We start from the raw sequence: 20,834 nt of genomic DNA, 5'->3' as shown, positions 1-20,834 counted from the left end.
CCCCCTTGTGTTACTTATTACGTTTAATATAGTCTAATAAACGTTCAATATCCCATGTGTTAATCACGTTATCTTTTTGAATCCAACCTTTACGTGCTGCAGCTACACCTGTTTCCATATCTTCTAACATTTCAAGTGTATGAGCATCCGTATTAATCGCTACTTTTACACCAGCATCTTGTGCTTGTTTTAATAATTTCGCGCTTAAATCTAGACGGTTCGGATTCGCATTTAATTCTAAAACTGTATTTGTCTCTTTTGCGAGTTCAATTAATAAATCTGTATCTACATCATAACCCTCACGGCGCCCGAGAAGACGTCCTGTCGGATGGGCAATCATTGTGACATGTTTATTCTCAAGTGCAGTACGCAGACGCTTCATAATCGTTTCACGGTCTTGTGAGAAGCTAGAGTGAATCGCTCCAATGACATAGTCTAATTCTTCTAATACTTCATCATCAAAATCAAGAGAGGCATCTGGTAAAATGTCCATTTCAATTCCGCGTAAAATTGTAATGTCTGGATACTTTTCATTCATACGTTCAATTTCTTTCGCTTGCTCACGAAGACGCTCTTTCGTTAAACCATTCGCTACTTTCAAATATTGCGAGTGATCAGTAATCGCCATAAACTTGTATCCACGAGCACGGCACGCTTGTACCATTTCTTCAATAGAAAAAGCACCGTCACTCCAAGTTGTATGCATATGTAAATCACCTTGTATATCGGAAAACTGAATTAAGTTCGGATACTCTTTAATTAATTCAATTTCTTTTCCATCTTCACGCACTTCTGGCGGAATAAATGGCAGACCGAAATGAGCGAAGAAGTCTTCTTCAGTCTCAAATGTTTTCACTTCACCTGTTTCCAAGTTCTCTACACCGTACTCACTAATTTTCTCGCCTTTATCTTTTGCGATTTGACGCATTTTTACGTTATGGTCCTTTGATCCTGTGAAATGGTGAAGAGTTGTAATAAACTCTTCTGGTTTTACTAAACGAAAATCGATTGAAATATCATATTCATATTGAAGACGGACAGAAACTTTTGTATCTCCACTTGCGATTACTTCAATCATATTATCGAATTGTAGTAAATGCTCACGTACCGCTGCTGGTTCTGTCGTTGCAATGATAAAATCTAAATCTTTCACTGTCTCACGAACACGGCGTAAGCTACCAGCGCGAGAGAAACGAATGACTTCAGCAATATTCGACAATTTCTCCTCTATTTCCCCGGCAATAGGTAATACCATCGCAATTGGTAAACGCTCTGGACGAGAGCCTACTTGATCGATTGCTTCTAATATTTTCTCTTCTGTCTTCTTACCGAAACCTGCTAAAGCCTGTACTTTATTTTCCTCACAAACAGCTTTTAGCGATTCCATGTCAACAACACCAAGTTCTTTATATAACTTAGCCACCTTTTTACCACCAAGTCCTGGTAGTTTTAATAACGGCAATAAGCTACTTGGTACTTCTTTCTCAAGTTCTTGTAATACTTCAGATGTTCCCGATTCTATATATTCTTGAATAACGGCTGCTGTTCCTTTTCCGATTCCTGGAATCTTTGTGAAATCTTCAATTTCAGAAAGACTACGATCGTCACTTTCTAATGCTGCTGCCGCTTTACGAAATGCAGATATTTTAAATGGATTCGCACCCTTTAGTTCCATAAAAAGCCCGATTGTCTCTAATAATTTGATAACTTGTTTTTTATTTACTTTCATCATTGCCCCGCCTTTCTTTCATAGAAAAAAACTTCTCTTTCCGAAAAAAGAGAAGTTATACTCTGCTACCTGTCTGCCATAGTTCCTTCACCTTTTCAGATAGAATCGGTGTATCGTCTACAATTATTTTGCTAATTGATGATTTTTGTAATGGTGTTTGTACTTGTTCAATCGGAAGAATATTTCCAATGATAATTAAGACAAACAAAATAATATATACTTCTAAAAATCCGAGGATTGCCCCCGCAAACGCATTTACTTGCTTTAAAACCGGTATTTCTGCAAACATATTTAACAAATTACCAAGTAATGAAAGTGCAATTTTAGTGATAATAAACAATATGATAAACGCAAGCGCTTGATAAAATACTGTCTCAATATTATTTGCATCAATCCATTCTGGAACAGATACGTTTTTATCAAATGGATACGGAATAAATTTCGCAAGTGCTGGCGCTAAATCTTTACAGTACCAGTATGCAACAAGGTATGCGATAATAAAGCTTGTTAACTTTACAAGTTGCAGAATAAACCCTCTGCGTAAACCGAGGAAAAATCCCATAACAAGCAGTAAAATGATAATAATATCAATCATGTTATTCCATTCCTTTTTTTGTCATACTTTCTTTCAATTTCTCATGTTCTTCTTTTAATTTTATGTAATCGTGTATGACGTTTACCGCCGTCAATACCGCTAGTCTACTCGTGTCAAGCGAAGGATTCTTGGCATTGAGTTCGCGCATTTTATCATCCACAATCGCTGCTACCATGCGGATATGACTTGTACTTTCATCGCCAACAACTGAATATTGCTGACCATAGATTTCTACATTAATTCGACTTTTCTTTCCCTTTTGTTGTGACAACTCACCGGCCTCCAATCACGTACAGAATCCTAAAGTTTATCATACCATGAACCTTCATAATATGGAAACAGAAAGAACAATCCGATATGATAAAAATAACAATATAAAAAAAGGGGCGACCATTATGTCAAATTCTATCGTAATTCAAACAAATTCTACAGTAATTGAAGACATGAAACAACAATATAAACATTCGCTTAGCCCAAAAATTCCACAAGGCGGAATCTTCATGGCCAAGGTACCATCTTGCACAATTACAGCGTATAAATCTGGAAAAGTAATGTTCCAAGGAGGCCGCGCTGAAGCAGAAGCTTCTCGTTGGCAAACTGTCTCTCAAACACCGAAAACAGCTGTAAAAAAATCTGTCGATTCCCATCGTTATGCGCCGCCCGCTTCCATCGGTACAATGTCTATTGTAGGGTCTGATGAAGTTGGTACGGGAGATTTCTTTGGACCGATGACAGTCGTTGCTGTATATGTGGATGCAAAGCAAATTCCACTACTAAAAGAACTTGGTGTAAAAGACTCTAAAAACTTAAATGACGATCAAATTACTGCCATTGCGAAACAACTTCTACACGTTGTTCCTTACAGCTCCCTTGTCCTTCATAATGTAAAATATAACGAGCTATTTGATAAAGGAAACAACCAAGGTAAGTTAAAAGCTTTACTACACAATAAAGCTATTACAAACTTATTAGCTAAAATGGCACCTACAAAACCTGAAGGCGTCTTAATCGATCAATTCACACAACCTGATACATACTATAAATATTTAGCAAAACAAAAACAGGTACAGCGTGAAAATGTTTATTTCGCTACGAAAGGTGAAAGCGTCCATTTAGCAGTAGCCGCTGCTTCTATTTTAGCTCGCTACTCATTCGTAAAACAGTTTGACGAACTAAGTAAAAAAGCTGGTATGCCACTTCCAAAAGGTGCTGGTAAACAAGTTGATATCGCTGCTGCTAAATTAATTCAAAAGCTTGGTAAAGAACGATTACCTGAGTTTGTGAAACTGCATTTCGCTAATACGGAGAAGGCGCTTCGCTTATTAAAATAGTATCGACAAAAACAGGAGCCTACAAACTCCTGTTTTTTGTTTCACCCTACTATTGTCCTTATAGTTTTGTTATAATTATAATATACAGATTATTCTAACAAAGGAGGAGATCCCCATTGCTACTTATACAAATGATTCTAAATATTTTACTAGGCGATCCACACGAAAGACAGTTTGAAATTAGGGAAAACATTCAGCTATTAAGTGAACAACGAGCGTTCAACGATTTAATAGAGCGCTATGGCCGATCTTTCTTATTAAACTTTCGGATTCGAAAATTTATCGGGAAACACGATGCTCGCTCGTTAATACATAATCCAGCAAAACTACAACACTTCTGTGAGGAACTTGAATGTATGATTAGAAAGAGGAGGTTTTTCATACGAACGCTGTAAAAGTTAAAAAGATATTATATGTTTTCGTACACCTCGTAGGCCCACTTTCTTACTTCACTATTTCTACCATTTGGGGAGCTTTTTTCACTACTAAATCCACATTCGAAAATATATCTGATAATCTTGGCGTGATGGCCATCTATTACGTGTTCATGAGTTTACTGTGGTTTTTCTATTTCGATCGATTAGACAAAGATGTCGATAACATTACAAAAGAAATTAACGATAAGAAGATGTAATACATGAAAAAAGGAGAGTCGCCAAGACTCTCCTTTTTTATGTTAGCTTCGTTTCTGCTTCTTATTTGATGAAGGTACTTTATGTGAACCTGTTTCATGTGTCGTCGTTCCTTGTCCTTCTACTTCTGGAGAACCAAGGCTTGACCTTGCATGATCTTTTTTCACTTTTTTACTCATTTATATTCACCCCTTCGCGTTACTTTTTGCTACGGGGTCATAAACTATGCAAACAAAAAAGCGAGAGGAAATCCTCTCGCTTTTTTCATATTTTAGAACTCAGAAGAACCTGGAGTTCTTGGGAATGGAATTACGTCACGGATGTTAGCCATACCAGTGATGTACATTAGGAAGCGCTCGAAACCTAGACCGAATCCAGCGTGTTTTGTACCGCCGTATTTTCTAAGTTCTAAGTACCACCAGTAGTCCTCTTCGTTCATACCTAATTCTTTAATTCTGTCTACTAAAACGTCCATTCTTTCTTCACGTTGACTTCCGCCGATTAATTCGCCGATGCCAGGAACTAGAAGGTCAGTAGCAGCTACTGTTTTTCCATCTTCATTCATACGCATGTAGAACGCTTTAATGTCTTTGGGGTAGTCAGTTACGAATACAGGGCGTTTGAAGATCTCTTCTGATAAGTATCTTTCATGCTCTGTTTGTAAGTCAATACCCCATTCTACTGGGTATTTGAAGTCAGCACCTGATTCTTGAAGTACTTTAATTGCTTCTGTATATGTGATGCGACCGAAGTCAGAGTTAATCACGTTGTTCATACGCTCTAGAACTGTTTTATCAACGAAGCTGTTGAAGAAGTCCATCTCTTCTGGTGCATGCTCTAATACATATTTCATTGCATATTTCAGCATATCTTCTGTAAGATCCATTACATCGCCTAACTCAGCGAATGCAATCTCAGGCTCAACCATCCAGAACTCAGCAGCGTGGCGAGTTGTGTTTGAGTTTTCCGCACGGAATGTAGGTCCGAATGTATATACATCACGGAATGCTAATGCATACGCTTCAGCGTTCAGCTGTCCACTTACTGTTAAGTTTGTTTCTTTACCGAAGAAGTCTTTTGATTCATCAACTTTTCCGTCTTCACCTTTTGGTAGGTTATTTAAATCTTGCGTTGTTACGCGGAACATTTCGCCAGCACCTTCTGTATCACTACCAGTGATGATTGGTGTGTGAACATGTACAAATCCACGCTCTTGGAAGAACTGGTGAATCGCAAATGCTGCGATAGAACGTACGCGGAACGTTGCAGAGAATGCATTTGTTCTTGGACGTAAGTGAGCGATTGTACGTAAGTATTCAAACGTATGACGCTTCTTTTGAAGTGGGTAATCAGAATCTGATAAGCCCTCGATATCAATTTTTTCTGCTTTAATTTCAAATGGTTGCTTCGCTCCAGGCGTTGCAATTACTTTACCTTCTACTTTCACTGAAGAGCTAAGTGGAAGCTTTGCAATTTCTTTAAAGTTCTCTAATTCTGTATCGAAAACGATTTGAACGCTTTTGAAAAAGCTACCGTCGTTTAATTCGATGAAACCAAATGCTTTTGAATCACGTAAATTACGAATCCACCCTGATACTTGTACTGTTTGACCTGCATACTTTTCTGTATCTCTATACAGACTTTTTACTAATGTGTTTTCCATAGTGAAATTCTCCTTTGCTGATATATTTAAATACAAAAAAACCTTTCATCCATAAAGGGACGAAAGGTTAAACTTCGCGGTACCACCCAATTTGTCATAAAGACCAACTTTAACTCGTATGTAATACATACTTCCCGGTTTGTAACAGGCCGGCCTCCCGTCTAAGTCTACTCTTGAATACAAGATTCAATTTCGGTTAGCAACTCCAAGGTGTTCTTCACATATACCGCCTCATCAGGCTCTCACCGCCCCTGACTCGCTTTGGATTATAGTATATACTACTTTTCCTTATCATCGTCTTTCATTTTGTTAAACTAAAATTAATGTACTACATTCGAGAGAAAGATGCAAGATGCCATAAAATATATAAGCGATTTTTGTAATATATCGACTTACCGACATCTGTCGACGATTGTGCAATAAAAAAATTGCCGGAATGAATCCGGCAATTTTCTAATTACTTACGTAACTCCGCACCAAATTTCTCTTCTACCGTTGTTAATACACGGTTATGCGCTTCTGTTACTTCTTCATCTGTTAACGTACGTTCTGCATCGAAGTAAGTCATAGAGAATGCAAGTGATTTCTTGCCTTCTTCCATTTTTTCACCTTCGTATAAGTCGAATAGTGTTACGTCTTTCAAAAGTTCTCCGCCAGCTTCAGCAATGACTTGCTTCATTTCACCAGCTTTTGTTTCTTTTGTTACTACAACAGCCATGTCACGTGTCATAGATGGGAAACGCGGAATTGCTGAGTAGTAAGTCTCTTCAGCGTCTGCACCGAATATTTTTACAAGAGATAGTTCAAATACGAATGTATTTTTCACATCTAATTGTTTTTCTGCTTCTGGGTGCAATTGACCGATGAAACCAATTACTTCGCCATCTAATACGATGTCAGCTGTACGACCTGGGTGCATACCTTCACGTTTCGCTGGTGCATATGTGATTTGGTTTGAAACGCCAAGTACGTCGAATAGTCCTTCTAGTACACCTTTCACAACGAAGAAGTCTACTACTTTCTTCTCACCTTGCCATGCATGGTGAAGAGCAAGACCTGTCATAACACCTGCAAGGTGTTGTTCTTCTTTCGGAAGTTCTCCTGCTTCTGTTGGTAAGAAGATAGAACCTACTTCGTACAAAGCAACGCTGTCGTTTTTACGAGCAACATTGTATGAAACTGCTTCTAGCAATTGTGGCACTAAGCTTAAACGAAGTTGGCTACGCTCTTCGCTCATTGGAAGCGCAAGGTTTACAGGTGCTTTTTCGTTTGGCTCAACCATGTATTGTTTCGCTTTGTCAGCGCTTGTTAATGAATACGTGATTGCTTCATATAAACCAGCACCCTCTAAGAAGCGACGTACTTTACGACGTTTCGTTTGTGCTGATGTTAATTTACCACGAGTCATTGTTCCAAAAGGTAATGTAACTGGAATGTGGTCATAACCATATAGACGGCCCACTTCTTCTACTAAGTCTTCTGAAATTGTAATATCAGGACGACGTGCTGGTACATTTACATGGAATGTTCCTTCTACTTCTGTGAATGGGAATTTCAAGTTTGTGAACATTGTACCCATTTCACTCGCAGAAATATTTGTACCTAATACACGGTTTACTTTTTCAGCAGTAACAGATACTGTACGCTCTTGTACTTGTAAGTTGTCAGCTTCTACTACACCTTCAAGTGCTTCACCGCCAGCATATTTCGCCATTAAAGCAGCTGCGTGTTGAATTGCTTCAAATGTACGTGTTGGGTCGATTCCTTTTTCGAAACGTGCACTTGATTCACTACGAAGACCTAAGTCTTTTGATGTACGACGCACTGTTTGACCTGCAAAGTATGCAGACTCAATTAGAACGTTTACTGTCTCATTTGTAACTTCAGAATCCGCTCCGCCCATTACACCAGCAACAGCTAAAGCTTTTGTTCCGTTTGTAATTACAAGGTGGTGGCTTTGTAATGTACGCTCTTGATCATCTAACGTTTCAATTTTTTCGCCTTCTTTTGCAAGACGAACAACGATTTCTTTTGAACCTAATTTATCGTAATCGAATGCATGTAACGGTTGACCGTATTCCATTAAAATGTAGTTTGTAATATCAACTACGTTGCTAATTGGACGAATGCCAGCTGCCATAAGGCGAGTTTGCATCCACATTGGTGATGGACCAATCTTTACGTTTTTAACCATTTTTGCAATGTATAATGGGTTTTCTTCTTTCGCTTCTACATTTACAGAAATATAATCAGAAGTTTTTTCTGCTGTTTCTTGTAATTCGATAGCTGGAAGTTTTACTTCTCGGCCGTAAATAGCAGCCACTTCATATGCAACACCTAACATGTTTAAGCAATCTGCACGGTTTGGTGTTAAACCAAGCTCAAGTACTTCATCGTGTAAGTTTAAAATTTCAAGTGCATCTGCACCAACTTCAGCGTCACTTGGGAAGATGAAGATACCATCTGCATATTCTTTTGAAACTAACTTTCCATCAATGCCAAGCTCTTGAAGAGCACAAACCATACCGTGAGAAGCTTCACCACGTAGTTTTGCTTTTTTAATTTTGAAGTTACCAGGAAGTACAGCACCAACTTTTGCAACTGGTACTTTTAAACCTTTTGCAATGTTAGCAGCTCCACAAATAATTTGAACTGGCTCTTCTTCACCGATATCGATTAAGCATTTGCTTAATTTATCAGCTTCTGGGTGTTTTTCACATTCTAATACGTGACCAACTACAACACCTTTTACACCTTTATTTAATACTTCAACGCCTTCTACTTCAATACCACTTTTCGTGATTTTGTCTGCTAGTTCTTGTGCTGTTACATCTTTAATATCTACATACTCTTGTAACCAACGATATGATACGAACATATTTATCCTCTCCTTCCCTTACGCTCGTTTGAATTGTTGTAGGAAACGTACATCATTTGTATAGAAATGACGAATGTCATCTACGCCGTATTTCAACATTGCGATACGCTCTGCGCCCATACCGAATGCGAAACCTTGATATTCTTTTGAATCATAACCAGCCATTTCAAGTACGTTCGGGTGAACCATACCTGCGCCTAAAATTTCAATCCAGCCAGTTCCTTTACAAGTGCCGCAACCTTTGCCATGACACATCATACAAGAAATATCCATCTCTACAGATGGCTCTGTGAATGGGAAGAAACTTGGACGAAGACGGATTTCACGATCTTCACCGAACATCTTTTTCACGAATACTTGCAGTGTACCTTTTAAGTCACTCATACGAATGTTTTTATCAATTACAAGACCTTCAATTTGCATGAACTGATGTGAATGCGTCGCATCATCATCATCGCGGCGATACACTTTACCAGGACAGATAATTTTGATTGGGCCTTTTTCTTTATTATTTTCCATCGTACGTGCTTGCACAGAAGATGTATGTGTACGTAGTAACGTTTCTTCTGTAATGTAGAATGTATCTTGCATGTCACGTGCTGGGTGATCTTTCGGTAAGTTTAGTGCTTCGAAGTTGTAGTAGTCTTTTTCTACTTCTGTTCCTTCAGCTACTTCATAACCCATACCGATGAATACATCTTCAATTTGTTCAACAACAGCTGTTAACGGATGGTGACAACCTGTTTCAACAGGACGACCTGGTAATGTAACATCAATTGTTTCCGTAGCTAATTTCGCTTCAATTACTGCTTTTTCTAAGTTGCTAATTTTGTCTTCTAAACGCGTTTGAATCGCTTCACGTACTTCATTCACTAATGCTCCCATACGTGGACGCTCTTCTGCTGATAATTTCCCCATGCCGCGTAATACTTCTGTAATTGGACCTTTTTTTCCTAAATACGCTACGCGTACGTCGTTTAAGCCCTTTAGCTCTTTCGCTTCTTCAATAAGCTCTAACGCTTTTTGCTTTAGCTCTTTTAAACGTGCTTCCATTTTGGAACCCTCCTAATTTTAAAAATAAAAAAACCTCGCTCCCAAAAAGGGACGAGGTAAATTCGCGGTACCACCCTAAATTGACAGAACAAGTCTGCCCACTCATTAGTTATAACGATCAATTCTGACCGGAACGCCTTTACATATACATGGTCCTGGCGTCAACTCCAGAGGTGAATTCACTTCCGTCTACCATAAGAATGCTTTCAGTCTACGGCACTCTCTCCCTATATGGCGATTTTGTAAGCTACTCTTCTCTATCAACGTTTTTCGTTATTTAACTTTTAATATAATGTACTTCAACTTATTATAAGAAGTTTTTTATTTGTTCGCAACCGGGCTTTGCAAATAATACGTTAAAATCCCTGCTGCAACCGCAACATTTAATGATTCTGCCCCGCCGTAAATCGGAATATACAAGTTTTGATCCGTTTTTGCAAGAATTTCTTGGCGTACGCCATTTCCTTCATTTCCTACAATTAATGCAAAACTGCCCGCCGGCGTTACCTCACCATACGGAACTCCATTTTCAAGAGCTGTTCCATATACAGGAACGTTATTTTCTTTTAACTTGTCTACCCATTCTTCTAAGTTCCCTTTTACAATTGGTAAGTGGAAAATAGAGCCTTGTGTAGAGCGGAGTACTTTACTATTGTAAACATCAACACAACCTTCTCCAAGCACAACGGCGTGAATACCAGCTGCATCAGCTGTACGAATAATTGTTCCTAAATTACCTGGGTCTTGCAGGCCATCTAATAAAAGGAATTTCCCATCAGTAAGAGCTACTTCTTTCTCATGCTTCTCACAAACAGCAAATACACCTTGCGTCGTTTCTGTTTCACGAAGTATCTTTACAATCGCCTCAGGCACGATATACATTTCCACATCATTAACTGTCCAATCTTTCGGAAGGTCTGTCTGATCTGAAACGATAAGTTCTGTTACAATTCCTGCCTTCAGAGCTTCCTCGACTAAGTGAAATCCTTCTACAAAAAATAAACCTTTTTTATCGCGTTCTTTTTTCGTTTGCAGCTTTTTCCACTGCTTTACACGCGGATTTTGTACTGAATCAATGTTTTTCATAATATGTATTTCCCTCTCTTCTTGTCTTATCATTATAGCCTATTTTTCATACATATTTACATAAAAAAGAACAAAAACTAACGTCAGTTTCAATTCTGAAGAAGAGGTGAAAACAATGAGTTTTAATTTACGGGGTGCCGTATTAGCGAATGTATCTGGTAATTCACAAGATCAATTACAAGAAACAATTGTCGATGCAATTCAAAGCGGTGAAGAAAAAATGCTTCCAGGTCTTGGCGTCTTATTTGAAGTCATTTGGAAAAACGCTGATGAAAATGAAAAGCACGAAATGTTAGAAACACTAGAGCAAGGATTAAAAAAATAAGCAATTTGAAAATCACCTTCGCATAAGCTAAGGTGATTTTTTTTACGAAAAAAATTTTTCTTCTCCTAAACATTTCTACTTTACTAACGAACTATGATGGAGTACAATGTTCAAAATACATTTAAACCGATCGATTTTTCTTCGTATACATCATTAGATAAAAGGAGTGAATGTTTTATGCACCGTATTACGCTTGAACAAGTTTTTAAACATCACATTACACAAAAATACGTAAACCGTTCCGGAATGGTCCACGCGATCGCTGTCGCTTACCATGCGTTTCACTTAGCTAAAAAGCACCACGCCTCAGTCGATGCTGCGACAAAAGCCGGTTTCCTTCATGATATCGGACATCATACGTGGTACACAGGCGGCGAATGGGACTATGACTTATATAAAAAGAATGATATCCATGCAATTAAAGGCGCAGAAAGAGCACATAAATTACTTATTAGATTGGGAGAACATCCAAAACTAGCAAAAGAAATTTCTATCGCAATCCTTCTGCATACAGATTCTTTCTTAGTGGAACAAGAAATTGAAAGAACATCTCTTCAAAGCATTATTAAATGGGCAGACGAAGCAGATGAAGAACCAGGCGGAGCTCATCATTATAGAACGATTTCTTATGAAAAAGCACTTAAAGCTATTCAGCAATTAGATCGATTGGTAGAGCGTGAATTGCAAATAGAGCAAGCCAAATTGAATAACAAGGCAGAACATAGTTATCAATGAGAAAGAGGCATCACTACAGGGTGATACCTCTTTTATTATTTTATGGAAAATAAACCTTTATCCCGCATTAACGGGCAGTAAGACCCCCACCTCGAAATTCAGCAAAGACGAGGAAGTTAGGTGGGGAATCAACTGCCCGTAAAAGCCCGATTGGTGAGGGCTGATAATCAGTGGGGGATGAACCTCCCAATGATTAAAGTTTCACTTTATATGTAATATTTAAATATTACATTCAAAAACATTTTACTTTATAATTAAATATACAAATATAAAAGAGGTGATTTTACAAATGCAACCCGCTACACAGCTTTCTAATGAACAAAAACACTCGATGTCATGGGGACAATTTATTAGCTCTGTTTTATTCGCCTTTTTTGGAACTGGACTTATTACTGTGTTCCTCGCAATGCCATTAACAATTTATACAGCAGGTCTTACAGATAAAAAACAAGTTGCCCTGTATGAATCTATTGCAAATACTGCAAGTACCATATTACAACTAGCTGTATTGTTATTCTTCATTTTTAAATTCGAACCCGCAAAAAAATTACTACTAAAATCTTTTAACTTTAAAACACTGAAAGAATGGCGCACATACGTATACTTACTTCTTTTCTTCGTTATCAACATCATACTCAATTACATCTTGTTAAATTATGTGTTCCAAGACGCAACAAAGCAGCAATCTTCCGCACTAAGCTTAGACGTCTTTAAGCAATATCAAATATTATTACTTCTCAGCTTTGCAATATTCACACCCATTTTTGAAGAACTTATTTTCCGTGGTTTTATACTTCGCTTCTTCTCAGAACGCTTTCCATTTTGGATTGCAGCCATCGTAACAAGTTTCTTCTTCGGTATCGCTCATACATACTCACTTGGGGTAATGGTAATTACTTTCTTTATGGGATTATTAATGGCCATTTTATGTAAAAAAACAAAGTCCATTATTCCAGCTATGTTATTTCATATTATGAATAACATGTTGGCATTCTTGAGTTAAAAAGAGGTATCATCGCGATACCTCTTTTTACTCTTTTATCATAACTTCAAACCCTTCTACGGTTACGTTTTTGATAATCCGTATCGTTATTACCCATTTCCTTCAATTTATATATACTCATTAATAATATCCAAAATAAACCTCATGTAGTAAAATATAACTTAATTCACATAAAGGAGTTTACATATGTTCAGTATTATTTGGATGATTTTCACGCCACTTCTCTTACTATGCGGGATTGCTGGTGGTATTTTTTTAATAGTAACAGGGATTAAATATCGGAAATTACTCGTTGGTTTAATGGGGCTACTTAGCCTATCCTTTGTCACACTACCTTTTGTTCTTTTAAGTGTAGGGATTCATATCGATACAATTTTCCCGATTCCAACTGCTCTTTACTGGACCCTATTTTCTTTAACTGGATTATTAGCAGGGGTAAGTGGAGTACAAGCCAAAATTAAAAGTATACGTAATATGGGATTCATTATTTTTACCATTGGAATATTAGGTGTTATCTTCTGGGAGCTCATGTCTGTAGGTGATTCATTCTATATATAATATTTTTTAGCAACCTACAAATCGGAGGTAATACAGAAGTGTTTGGAATATTAACTTGGATGATTTTAGCTCTTACTTTAATGTTATGCGCATTAATCGTTGGTATTTTTTTAATTATTTATGGTATTAAATATCATAAATCACTCACTATTATAGCTGGTTTAATTAGCATATTACTTATCGTTGTTCCTATCGTTTGTATAGGTTCTGGAATAGATTTAGAGGGGATGGTTCCAATTTCTGGAGCTTTATATTGGTGCTTCTTCTCTTTAGCTGGACTATTAGCTATTATAAGCGGCAGACACATTTCAAGTATTCGTTCTATGGGGATAATTTTGTTTCTAGCAGGGCTGTGCTCCGTAACTGGTTATCATTTTTTATATCTCACTCTTTAAAAAGACAAAAAAGCAGGGAAATTAATTCCCTGCTTTTCTATTTTGTTTATTGCCTGATGGTAAGAAGAACGATAACACCCAAGCAATCCCTGCAAGTATCGTTGCAATTAAGAAGGCATCGTTAATACCGTTAATTGCAGATAGCTTTGAAATTTGTCCATATAATAGTTGTGTGCTCATCGCGTCTCCTGCTTGAGCTGATCCAGCTAAGGCCGCTAAGCTTTGACCCATGCCGTGTACTTTATCAACTAAAATTGGGTTTGATGTTGTTAACATGTTGCCGTAATCTGCTACGTGAGCAGTTGTTTGTTGCGTCATAAGTGTGATTAAAATCGCTGTTCCGATTGAACCAGCTACTTGTCTTGACGTATTTTGCGTTGCTGTACCGTGAGAAATTAATTTCATCGGTAGCGCGTTCATACCAGCTGTCATAATTGGCATCATAATGAATGACATACCAATTGAACGTATAATATAATCCGTCATAATAACGCTATACGGTGTATCCATCGATAATTTTGTAAATTCATATGTCGCATACGTCGTAATTGCCAATCCAATTATCGCTAATGGACGAATGCCATATTTATCGAATAATTTACCCGCTACTGGTCCCATGATCCCCATAATTAATGATCCTGGAAGAAGTAGTAAACCAGATTCAATTGGCGTAAAGCCACGAATGTTTTGCAGATATACTGGAAGCAATAACATACCTCCGAATAATGCCATCGTAACGATTGCGTTAATTACTAAAGTAAAAGTAAATACTGGATATTTAAATACTTGTAAATCAAGCATTTTATTGTCCGTTGTTAACTCTCTCCAAATAAATAACGCTAAACCAATTACACCGATAACAAGTGAAATAATGACTTCTGCACTAGTCCAACTATTATTTCCAGCTTCACTAAATCCGTACAATAAGCTTCCTAGTCCAATACTTGAACTAACCACACCGAATATATCTAATTTCGTTTTAGACACTGGCTGAGCTAGTGTAAAGAATTTTAAAGATAGGAACGTAATAATTAAACCAATAATAAACATCGCATAGAACATTAAGTTCCAGCTATAGTTTTCAATCACCCAACCTGTTACAGTTGGTCCGATAGCTGGCGCTAAAATCATCGCTACACCTAGTAATCCCATCGCCGCTCCGCGTTTATGAGGCGGGAATAACGTCATAAAGATATTCATACCAACCGGCATTAAAATACCCGCACCAACTGCTTGAATTACGCGACCTGTCATCATCATTGTAAAGTTTCCTGAAGTAGCACAAATGATAGATCCTACCGTGAAGAATAACATTGCTGCTACGAATAATTTACGATACGTAAATCGTGAAACTAAAAAGGCACTAATCGGTACTAAAATACCATTTACAAGCATGAAGCCTGTAATTAACCATTGTGCTGTTGAAGTTGATACATTAAATTCATTCATTAACGGAGGTAATGCAACGTTAATGATTGTTTGGTTTAAAATAGAAACGAACATGCCGAGAATTAATACAGCTACAACTGCTTTTACGTTCACATTCTCTACAGGCATAGACATTTGTTTTTTCGGCACTTCTTTTTCTTGTTTTACTTCTTCTTGCTTTCCTGTTTCTAACTCAACTACATTAGAAATTTCCGATTCTTGCTTTCGTTCAATTTCTTTCTCTTCTGTTTCAACTTTACTTACTTCTATTTTACTTACGGCTGGGACTTGTTCTTCTCCCATTTTCGTTTTTTTCTTTCGTAAAAGACGATTTACAAGGAAGAAGACGATTATACAAAATAGTGCATATCCTGCAATTACAATTGAGGACATCTCATCTCCCCCTTACTTATGAATACGAACTGTCACATTCATGCCAGGAACAATATTTACTGATTTGCTATGATCTAAAGAAACTTTAACTGGTACTACTTGTGTTACTTTCGTATAGTTCGCTGTTGCGTTGCTTGATGGCAACATAGAGAATGTATTCGCTGTTGTTAAGCCAACTTGTTCTACTTTTCCTGTTAACGTTGTATCTGGGTATGCATCTACATACACATCTACATCTTGACCTTTTTGAACATCATCAACATCTGTTTCTTCAATGTTTGCTGTTACCCATAAATTGTTCATATCAAATGCATAAGCAATCGGGCTACCTGCTCCAACGAAAGCATTTGTTGTTGCGTTTGATTGTACAACTGTTGCATTTTGTGGAATTGTTACATCTACTGTTTGTTCTCCATTAGCTGCCGCTACAGTAACAGTACCTAATTTATCGTTCTCATTATAATTTTTTCCTACTTCAGCTTTCCAGTCAGTTAGTTTACCTGCTACTGGTGAAGCAACCGGAATTACCTTTCCATCAATCTTTGCATTGTCTGTTTTTAAGTAATTTTCCGTTTGATTGTAATAGTAATAACCGCCAATACCGCCGCCAACTAGTACAATTAATGTGATAATGTTGATAATTACCATTCTTCGAAACTGATTCATTGCATTCCTCTCCTTATATCGCATATAATTTTTTTCTAAACTATTTATGTCCTTATTGTTTAGATTGTTTAATTGTTAATTATATTAACCTTTTAACAAAAAAATCACACCATCTGCAGCGTAAATCGAAATTTATCTACCTGCGAGCGGTGCTGATTTCTGAAGGACTATCGTTTATAATTATAAATAATTATTTTGAATCTACAACCGACAATTTACGTATGAAATGTCGTTTAAACAACAATATAATACCAATATGTTGTTTAAGTACAGAAAATTAAACGAGGGGAAATAAAAATGTCTATTAAAAATACAAATGATCCACGTGTAAAACGGACGAGACAACTCATACAGGATGCTTTTGTCGCTTTAGTAGGCGAAAAAGGTTTTGAAAATGTTACTGTTCAACATATTGCAGAACGCGCTCCTGTAAACCGCGCTACATTTTATAGCCATTACCACGATAAATATGACTTACTAGACAAAAGCATTGAAGAAATGTTAGAAAAACTAACTGAAGTAATTAAACCGAGAAATAGAAATAAAGAAGATTTCCAATTAACATTTGATTCGCCACATCCAAGTTTTTTGGCCTTGTTCGAACATATTGCAGAAAACACTAACTTCTATAACGTCATGCTTGGTGATAAAGCTGCCGGAAACTATACGTATAAGATGATGAAAGCAATTCAAACGCATTTAACATTAAGCCTCTCTATTTCACAACCTAACGATGAAAAACTAATGGTTCCACGCGATATTCTCATTAGTTATGTTACTGGTGCCCATCTAGGGATGATTATGTCATGGCTTAAAAGAGGAATGATATATACCCCGCATTTTATGGCGATGCAATTAACTCGTTTAATTATTTTAGGCGCTCATACTGCAGCGGGATTAGAACGGCCTTTTTAAAACATAAAAAAGCGAAGGAGAATCTCCTTCGCTTTTTCTATTAATTAAATGTAATGTTATGTACAGCCTCTTTATCAAGACGTTTAATAACTTCTACAATTAACTTCACTGCATTTTCATAATCATCACGATGTAACATTGCCGCATGAGAATGGATATAGCGCGTTGCAATTGTAATTGCCATAGAAGGAATACCATTTACAGCAATGTGAATCGCACCCGCATCCGTTCCTCCGCCCGCTACTGAATCATATTGATACGGGATTTGTAATTCATCAGCAACATCAACTACGAAATCACGTAAACCTGTATGTCCAATAACAGACGCATCATATAAAATGATTTGTGGTCCATCGCCCATTTTACTTTGCGCTTCTTTTGACGTTACACCCGGTGTATCTCCAGCGATACCAACATCTACTGCGAACGCGATATCTGGTTTAATATAATTCGCAGATGTTTTTGCGCCACGAAGACCAACTTCTTCTTGTACAGTTCCAACGCCGTATACAACGTTTGGATGCTTTTCATCTTTTAGTTGTTTTAATACGTCAATTGCAATTGCACAACCGATTCGGTTATCCCACGCTTTTGCAAGTAACATTTTTTCGTTCTTCATCACTTGGAATTCAAAGTACGGTACAACTTGATCTCCTGGTCGTACGCCCCACTCCATCGCTTCTTCTTGGCTAGAAGCACCGATATCGATGAACATGTCTTTAATTTCAACTGGCTTTTTACGAGCTTCTGGAGGTAAAATGTGCGGTGGTTTTGAACCAATTACACCTGTTACATCTCCTTTACGCGTTACAATCGTCACGCGCTGTGCAAGCATAACTTGTGACCACCAGCCACCAACCGTTTGGAAGCGAAGGAAACCTTTTTCATCGATTTGTGTAATCATAAATCCAACTTCATCTAAATGACCTGCAACCATAATTTTCGGGCCGTTTTCTTCCCCTACTTTTTTCGCAACTAAACTCCCTAAATTATCAGTAGAAAGTTCGTCCGCAAACGGCTCGATATATTTCTTCATTACTTCACGTGGTTCACGTTCGTTACCAGCAATACCACGTGCATCCGTTAATTCTTTTAGCATTGTCAATGTCGCGTCTAATTTTGTCATTGCCAACACCCTCCTTTTTCTTCAGTCAATTCATTATACAATAATTAAATTGAAATATTCAAAAATTAAATTAGTATCCTTGTGTTTGACGCTGATGATTTACCTCATTTTTATCTAAATATGCTTTTTCAATCTCTTCTTGCTCAAATTCAAGTGCTTGTCCAAGTCGAAGATAGCTCGTAAATAATTCAATATAGTTTGTAATAGATGGTTGATCTGTAAAACGAATTACTTTCGCATATGTGTCTAAGAAAATTTCCACTTGTGTTTTATTCGTTTGTGCACATTTATAGAATAAGAAGTTTTTATCAATACCTAAATCAATTCCGATTGATAAAATAAAATGCAAACCATCTACGTATTCTTCTAATATTACTTCACGTTCCGAAGCTGGTTTGTTGCTCCAATATTTAAAACAACGTGTTTCATTTGCAAGTTCACCAATTTCTACAAGAAGAGCTAACATTTTTTCTTTTAACAATTTTTTCGGTTGTAAGTCATGTTCTTTTGCAATACGGTCATCTAATTCTTTTTGTAATTTAAATAGTTGTAGTAAGTCCATTCTATTGTCCTCCTCCAACATCGCATTTTACGCAACAATGTTGTTTCATCTCAAAGTTCATTATTATGTTTCAGTTCTTATGAATAAGTCAGCTATCTACCTCTTTATAAAATAGCTTGTCCTTAATTTGCAAATACGTTTCAGTCATCACTCTTAAATTGTTCATCTGATGAAAGTTCCATATCATCTTTCCATTATAGCAGTGTCGTTTCGGCTAGGAAAGATACTCTTCTTTCCAAACGTGCATAATTAAAAAAAGCCAGGAGGATTCTCCTGACTTCATATATATATTCTTCTATATCGCTATAGTTTTTACGTTGATTTTGTCATATCGATAACAACACATCCGTTAATCTTTAGAACTTCAAACTTCTCTCTGAACACAAACAAAAAACCTTAGAAGAAAATTCTTCTAAGGTTTCAACTAATTAATTAGTTAATGTTGTTTTTTGCAACTGTTGCTAATTCAGCGAAAGCTTTTTCGTCATGAACAGCTAAGTCAGCAAGCATCTTGCGGTTAACTTCGATGCCAGCATTTTTAAGACCGTGCATTAAACGGCTGTAAGAAAGACCATTCATACGAGCTGCTGCGTTGATACGTGTAATCCATAATTTACGGAAGTCACGTTTCTTTTGACGGCGGTCACGGAATGCATACATTAGAGATTTCATAACCTGTTGGTTAGCAACCTTGAATAATGTATTTTTTGAACCGTAGTAACCTTTTGCTAATTTAATTACTTTTTTACGACGTTGACGAGTAACTGTACCACCTTTTACTCTTGGCATAATATTACCTCCTAATTGTTCTATATATCAGCCGAACTTATTTTAAGTTGTCAAGCATTTGACGAATGCGTTTGAAGTCACCAGCGCTTACTACACCAGCTTTACGTAGTTTACGTTTAGCTTTTGTAGATTTGTTAGCGAATAAATGGCTTGTGTAAGCGTGAGAACGTTTCAGTTTACCTGATCCAGTCTTTTTGAAACGCTTTGCAGCGCCGCGATGAGTTTTTTGTTTAGGCATAGGTATTTCCTCCTCTATCTATTACTTATCGTTTTTCGGTGCTAAAACTAAGAACATACTGCGTCCTTCCATTTTAGGCTTAGATTCAACTGTACTAACTTCAGCACAAGCTTCTGAGAAGCGATCTAAAACACGTTGACCGATTTCTTTATGAGTAATGGCACGTCCTTTAAAGCGAATTGACGCTTTAACCTTGTCGCCTTTCTCTAAAAACTTGATAGCATTACGAAGTTTTGTGTTAAAGTCGTGTTCATCAATTGTTGGACTTAAACGAACTTCTTTCATGCTAATTACTTTTTGATTTTTGCGCTGCTCTTTTTCTTTCTTCTGTTGCTCAAAGCGGAATTTACCGTAGTCCATAATGCGGCATACTGGCGGTTTCGCATTTGGAGCAACTAATACTAAATCAAGATTAAGATTTGCAGCTAAGTCTAAAGCGTCATTACGAGACTTGATTCCAAGTTGATCGCCATTTGCGCCAACTAAACGTACTTCACGTGCACGAATTTGCTCGTTAATCATCATATCCTTGCTAATAGTAAGCCACCTCCAAGGTTTTCTCAGAACATATTTTGTAGTCATAGAACCCGACAAAAAAAGTGCGGGCATACGACACCCACACTTGTAAAATCTTAAGTAAGAAATACATTTACCTGCTAACTGCGAATGCGTCCATCAGGTGAGAAGCGGGTGCTTCTACTTGTTCCACAAAACAATATTCTATTATCCTTGAT

The 20,834-nt window shown here is 37.2% G+C and carries 24 protein-coding genes and 3 other annotated features; of the genes, 9 read left to right on the top strand and 15 right to left on the bottom strand.

The window, feature by feature from the left end; all coding sequences use genetic code 11:
- Nucleotides 1–10: 10 nt before the first annotated feature.
- The 3 genes from polX to zapA are packed head-to-tail and all read right to left on the bottom strand — an operon-like array spanning nucleotide 11 to nucleotide 2,595.
- On the bottom strand, nucleotides 11–1,729 hold the full coding sequence (polX, locus tag AC1Q8L_RS09825; RefSeq protein WP_000867533.1) for a DNA polymerase/3'-5' exonuclease PolX: 1,719 nt from the start codon (nucleotides 1,727–1,729) through the stop codon (nucleotides 11–13).
- A 55-nt stretch (nucleotides 1,730–1,784) separates the two neighbouring features.
- Nucleotides 1,785–2,324, bottom strand: coding sequence for a CvpA family protein (locus AC1Q8L_RS09820; protein WP_000565409.1), 540 nt, complete (start codon nucleotides 2,322–2,324; stop codon nucleotides 1,785–1,787).
- Nucleotide 2,325: 1 nt separating this feature from the next.
- Nucleotides 2,326–2,595 carry a cell division protein ZapA gene (gene zapA / locus AC1Q8L_RS09815; protein WP_000082701.1) on the bottom strand — a complete coding sequence of 90 codons (270 nt, stop codon included), beginning with the start codon at nucleotides 2,593–2,595 and terminating at the stop codon, nucleotides 2,326–2,328.
- Nucleotides 2,596–2,719: 124 nt separating this feature from the next.
- Between zapA and rnhC the strand changes: the two genes are divergently transcribed.
- The 3 genes from rnhC (at nucleotide 2,720) to AC1Q8L_RS09800 (ending at nucleotide 4,289) form a co-directional block, all read left to right on the top strand.
- Nucleotides 2,720–3,655 (top strand): ribonuclease HIII, encoded by a 936-nt coding sequence (gene rnhC, locus AC1Q8L_RS09810; protein WP_000071573.1) that lies wholly within the window; start codon nucleotides 2,720–2,722, stop codon nucleotides 3,653–3,655.
- A gap of 116 nt (nucleotides 3,656–3,771) precedes the next feature.
- Nucleotides 3,772–4,050 carry a hypothetical protein gene (locus AC1Q8L_RS09805; protein WP_000924589.1) on the top strand — a complete coding sequence of 93 codons (279 nt, stop codon included), beginning with the start codon at nucleotides 3,772–3,774 and terminating at the stop codon, nucleotides 4,048–4,050.
- 11 nt (nucleotides 4,051–4,061) lie between these two features.
- On the top strand, nucleotides 4,062–4,289 hold the full coding sequence (locus AC1Q8L_RS09800; protein WP_071713960.1) for a hypothetical protein: 228 nt from the start codon (nucleotides 4,062–4,064) through the stop codon (nucleotides 4,287–4,289).
- 42 nt (nucleotides 4,290–4,331) lie between these two features.
- On the opposite strand, the gene AC1Q8L_RS09795 is transcribed toward AC1Q8L_RS09800, so the two are convergent.
- From AC1Q8L_RS09795 to AC1Q8L_RS09775, 5 genes are all read right to left on the bottom strand, one after another.
- Nucleotides 4,332–4,466, bottom strand: a complete 135-nt coding sequence (locus AC1Q8L_RS09795) for a YuzL family protein (protein WP_000039586.1) — start codon at nucleotides 4,464–4,466, stop codon at nucleotides 4,332–4,334.
- A gap of 92 nt (nucleotides 4,467–4,558) precedes the next feature.
- Nucleotides 4,559–5,950, bottom strand: coding sequence for an asparagine--tRNA ligase (gene asnS, locus AC1Q8L_RS09790; protein ID WP_000432187.1), 1,392 nt, complete (start codon nucleotides 5,948–5,950; stop codon nucleotides 4,559–4,561).
- A 52-nt stretch (nucleotides 5,951–6,002) separates the two neighbouring features.
- Nucleotides 6,003–6,254 (bottom strand) — a binding site (T-box leader).
- A gap of 153 nt (nucleotides 6,255–6,407) precedes the next feature.
- Complete coding sequence (gene pheT / locus AC1Q8L_RS09785; RefSeq protein WP_000498193.1) at nucleotides 6,408–8,828, bottom strand: phenylalanine--tRNA ligase subunit beta; 2,421 nt, start codon at nucleotides 8,826–8,828, stop codon at nucleotides 6,408–6,410.
- 18 nt (nucleotides 8,829–8,846) lie between these two features.
- Nucleotides 8,847–9,881, bottom strand: a complete 1,035-nt coding sequence (pheS, locus tag AC1Q8L_RS09780) for a phenylalanine--tRNA ligase subunit alpha (RefSeq protein WP_000388222.1) — start codon at nucleotides 9,879–9,881, stop codon at nucleotides 8,847–8,849.
- Between the two features lie 44 nt (nucleotides 9,882–9,925).
- Nucleotides 9,926–10,154: a binding site (T-box leader), on the bottom strand.
- A 48-nt stretch (nucleotides 10,155–10,202) separates the two neighbouring features.
- Entirely contained in the window at nucleotides 10,203–11,000 is a 798-nt protein-coding gene (locus AC1Q8L_RS09775) for a TrmH family RNA methyltransferase (protein ID WP_001986644.1), read from the bottom strand.
- 82 nt (nucleotides 11,001–11,082) lie between these two features.
- Here AC1Q8L_RS09775 and sspI point away from each other — a divergent pair, with 82 nt between their 5' ends.
- The 5 genes from sspI (at nucleotide 11,083) to AC1Q8L_RS09750 (ending at nucleotide 13,983) form a co-directional block, all read left to right on the top strand.
- Complete coding sequence (gene sspI, locus AC1Q8L_RS09770; protein ID WP_000009509.1) at nucleotides 11,083–11,292, top strand: small acid-soluble spore protein SspI; 210 nt, start codon at nucleotides 11,083–11,085, stop codon at nucleotides 11,290–11,292.
- 177 nt (nucleotides 11,293–11,469) lie between these two features.
- Nucleotides 11,470–12,027 carry an HD domain-containing protein gene (locus tag AC1Q8L_RS09765; protein WP_000554805.1) on the top strand — a complete coding sequence of 186 codons (558 nt, stop codon included), beginning with the start codon at nucleotides 11,470–11,472 and terminating at the stop codon, nucleotides 12,025–12,027.
- 289 nt (nucleotides 12,028–12,316) lie between these two features.
- Nucleotides 12,317–13,030, top strand: coding sequence for a CPBP family intramembrane glutamic endopeptidase (locus AC1Q8L_RS09760; RefSeq protein WP_001182111.1), 714 nt, complete (start codon nucleotides 12,317–12,319; stop codon nucleotides 13,028–13,030).
- Nucleotides 13,031–13,216: 186 nt separating this feature from the next.
- A complete protein-coding gene (locus tag AC1Q8L_RS09755) occupies nucleotides 13,217–13,588 on the top strand; it encodes a hypothetical protein (protein ID WP_000491392.1) in 372 nt (123 codons plus the stop codon).
- 38 nt (nucleotides 13,589–13,626) lie between these two features.
- Entirely contained in the window at nucleotides 13,627–13,983 is a 357-nt protein-coding gene (locus AC1Q8L_RS09750) for a hypothetical protein (protein WP_000467058.1), read from the top strand.
- A 21-nt stretch (nucleotides 13,984–14,004) separates the two neighbouring features.
- On the opposite strand, the gene AC1Q8L_RS09745 is transcribed toward AC1Q8L_RS09750, so the two are convergent.
- Both AC1Q8L_RS09745 and AC1Q8L_RS09740 read right to left on the bottom strand, forming a co-directional pair.
- Complete coding sequence (locus AC1Q8L_RS09745) at nucleotides 14,005–15,804, bottom strand: DHA2 family efflux MFS transporter permease subunit (RefSeq protein ID WP_000095294.1); 1,800 nt, start codon at nucleotides 15,802–15,804, stop codon at nucleotides 14,005–14,007.
- Between the two features lie 12 nt (nucleotides 15,805–15,816).
- Nucleotides 15,817–16,470 carry an HlyD family secretion protein gene (locus AC1Q8L_RS09740; protein WP_001071420.1) on the bottom strand — a complete coding sequence of 218 codons (654 nt, stop codon included), beginning with the start codon at nucleotides 16,468–16,470 and terminating at the stop codon, nucleotides 15,817–15,819.
- A 297-nt stretch (nucleotides 16,471–16,767) separates the two neighbouring features.
- On the opposite strand from AC1Q8L_RS09740, the gene AC1Q8L_RS09735 reads away from it, so the two are divergent.
- Nucleotides 16,768–17,385, top strand: coding sequence for a TetR/AcrR family transcriptional regulator (locus tag AC1Q8L_RS09735; protein ID WP_000023672.1), 618 nt, complete (start codon nucleotides 16,768–16,770; stop codon nucleotides 17,383–17,385).
- Nucleotides 17,386–17,425: 40 nt separating this feature from the next.
- Here the strand turns inward: AC1Q8L_RS09735 and AC1Q8L_RS09730 are convergent, their stop codons facing one another.
- The 5 genes from AC1Q8L_RS09730 to infC all read right to left on the bottom strand — a co-directional run bounded on the left by AC1Q8L_RS09730 (nucleotide 17,426) and on the right by infC (nucleotide 20,625).
- A complete protein-coding gene (locus AC1Q8L_RS09730; RefSeq protein ID WP_000163561.1) occupies nucleotides 17,426–18,511 on the bottom strand; it encodes a M42 family metallopeptidase in 1,086 nt (361 codons plus the stop codon).
- A 70-nt stretch (nucleotides 18,512–18,581) separates the two neighbouring features.
- A complete protein-coding gene (locus tag AC1Q8L_RS09725; RefSeq protein WP_000365050.1) occupies nucleotides 18,582–19,073 on the bottom strand; it encodes a dUTP diphosphatase in 492 nt (163 codons plus the stop codon).
- Between the two features lie 432 nt (nucleotides 19,074–19,505).
- Entirely contained in the window at nucleotides 19,506–19,862 is a 357-nt protein-coding gene (gene rplT, locus AC1Q8L_RS09720; protein ID WP_001138362.1) for a 50S ribosomal protein L20, read from the bottom strand.
- Nucleotides 19,863–19,899: 37 nt separating this feature from the next.
- Nucleotides 19,900–20,100 carry a 50S ribosomal protein L35 gene (rpmI, locus tag AC1Q8L_RS09715; protein ID WP_001125945.1) on the bottom strand — a complete coding sequence of 67 codons (201 nt, stop codon included), beginning with the start codon at nucleotides 20,098–20,100 and terminating at the stop codon, nucleotides 19,900–19,902.
- A 21-nt stretch (nucleotides 20,101–20,121) separates the two neighbouring features.
- Nucleotides 20,122–20,625, bottom strand: coding sequence for a translation initiation factor IF-3 (infC, locus tag AC1Q8L_RS09710; RefSeq protein ID WP_000973215.1), 504 nt, complete (start codon nucleotides 20,623–20,625; stop codon nucleotides 20,122–20,124).
- Between the two features lie 62 nt (nucleotides 20,626–20,687).
- Nucleotides 20,688–20,808, bottom strand: a sequence feature (ribosomal protein L20 leader region).
- Nucleotides 20,809–20,834 lie beyond the last annotated feature (26 nt).

The sequence above is a fragment of the Bacillus sp. GW823-FHT06A11 genome, from assembly GCF_058795355.1.
Note: the sequence above shows the minus strand (reverse complement) of the source record. Positions and strands in the feature narration are given on the sequence as shown.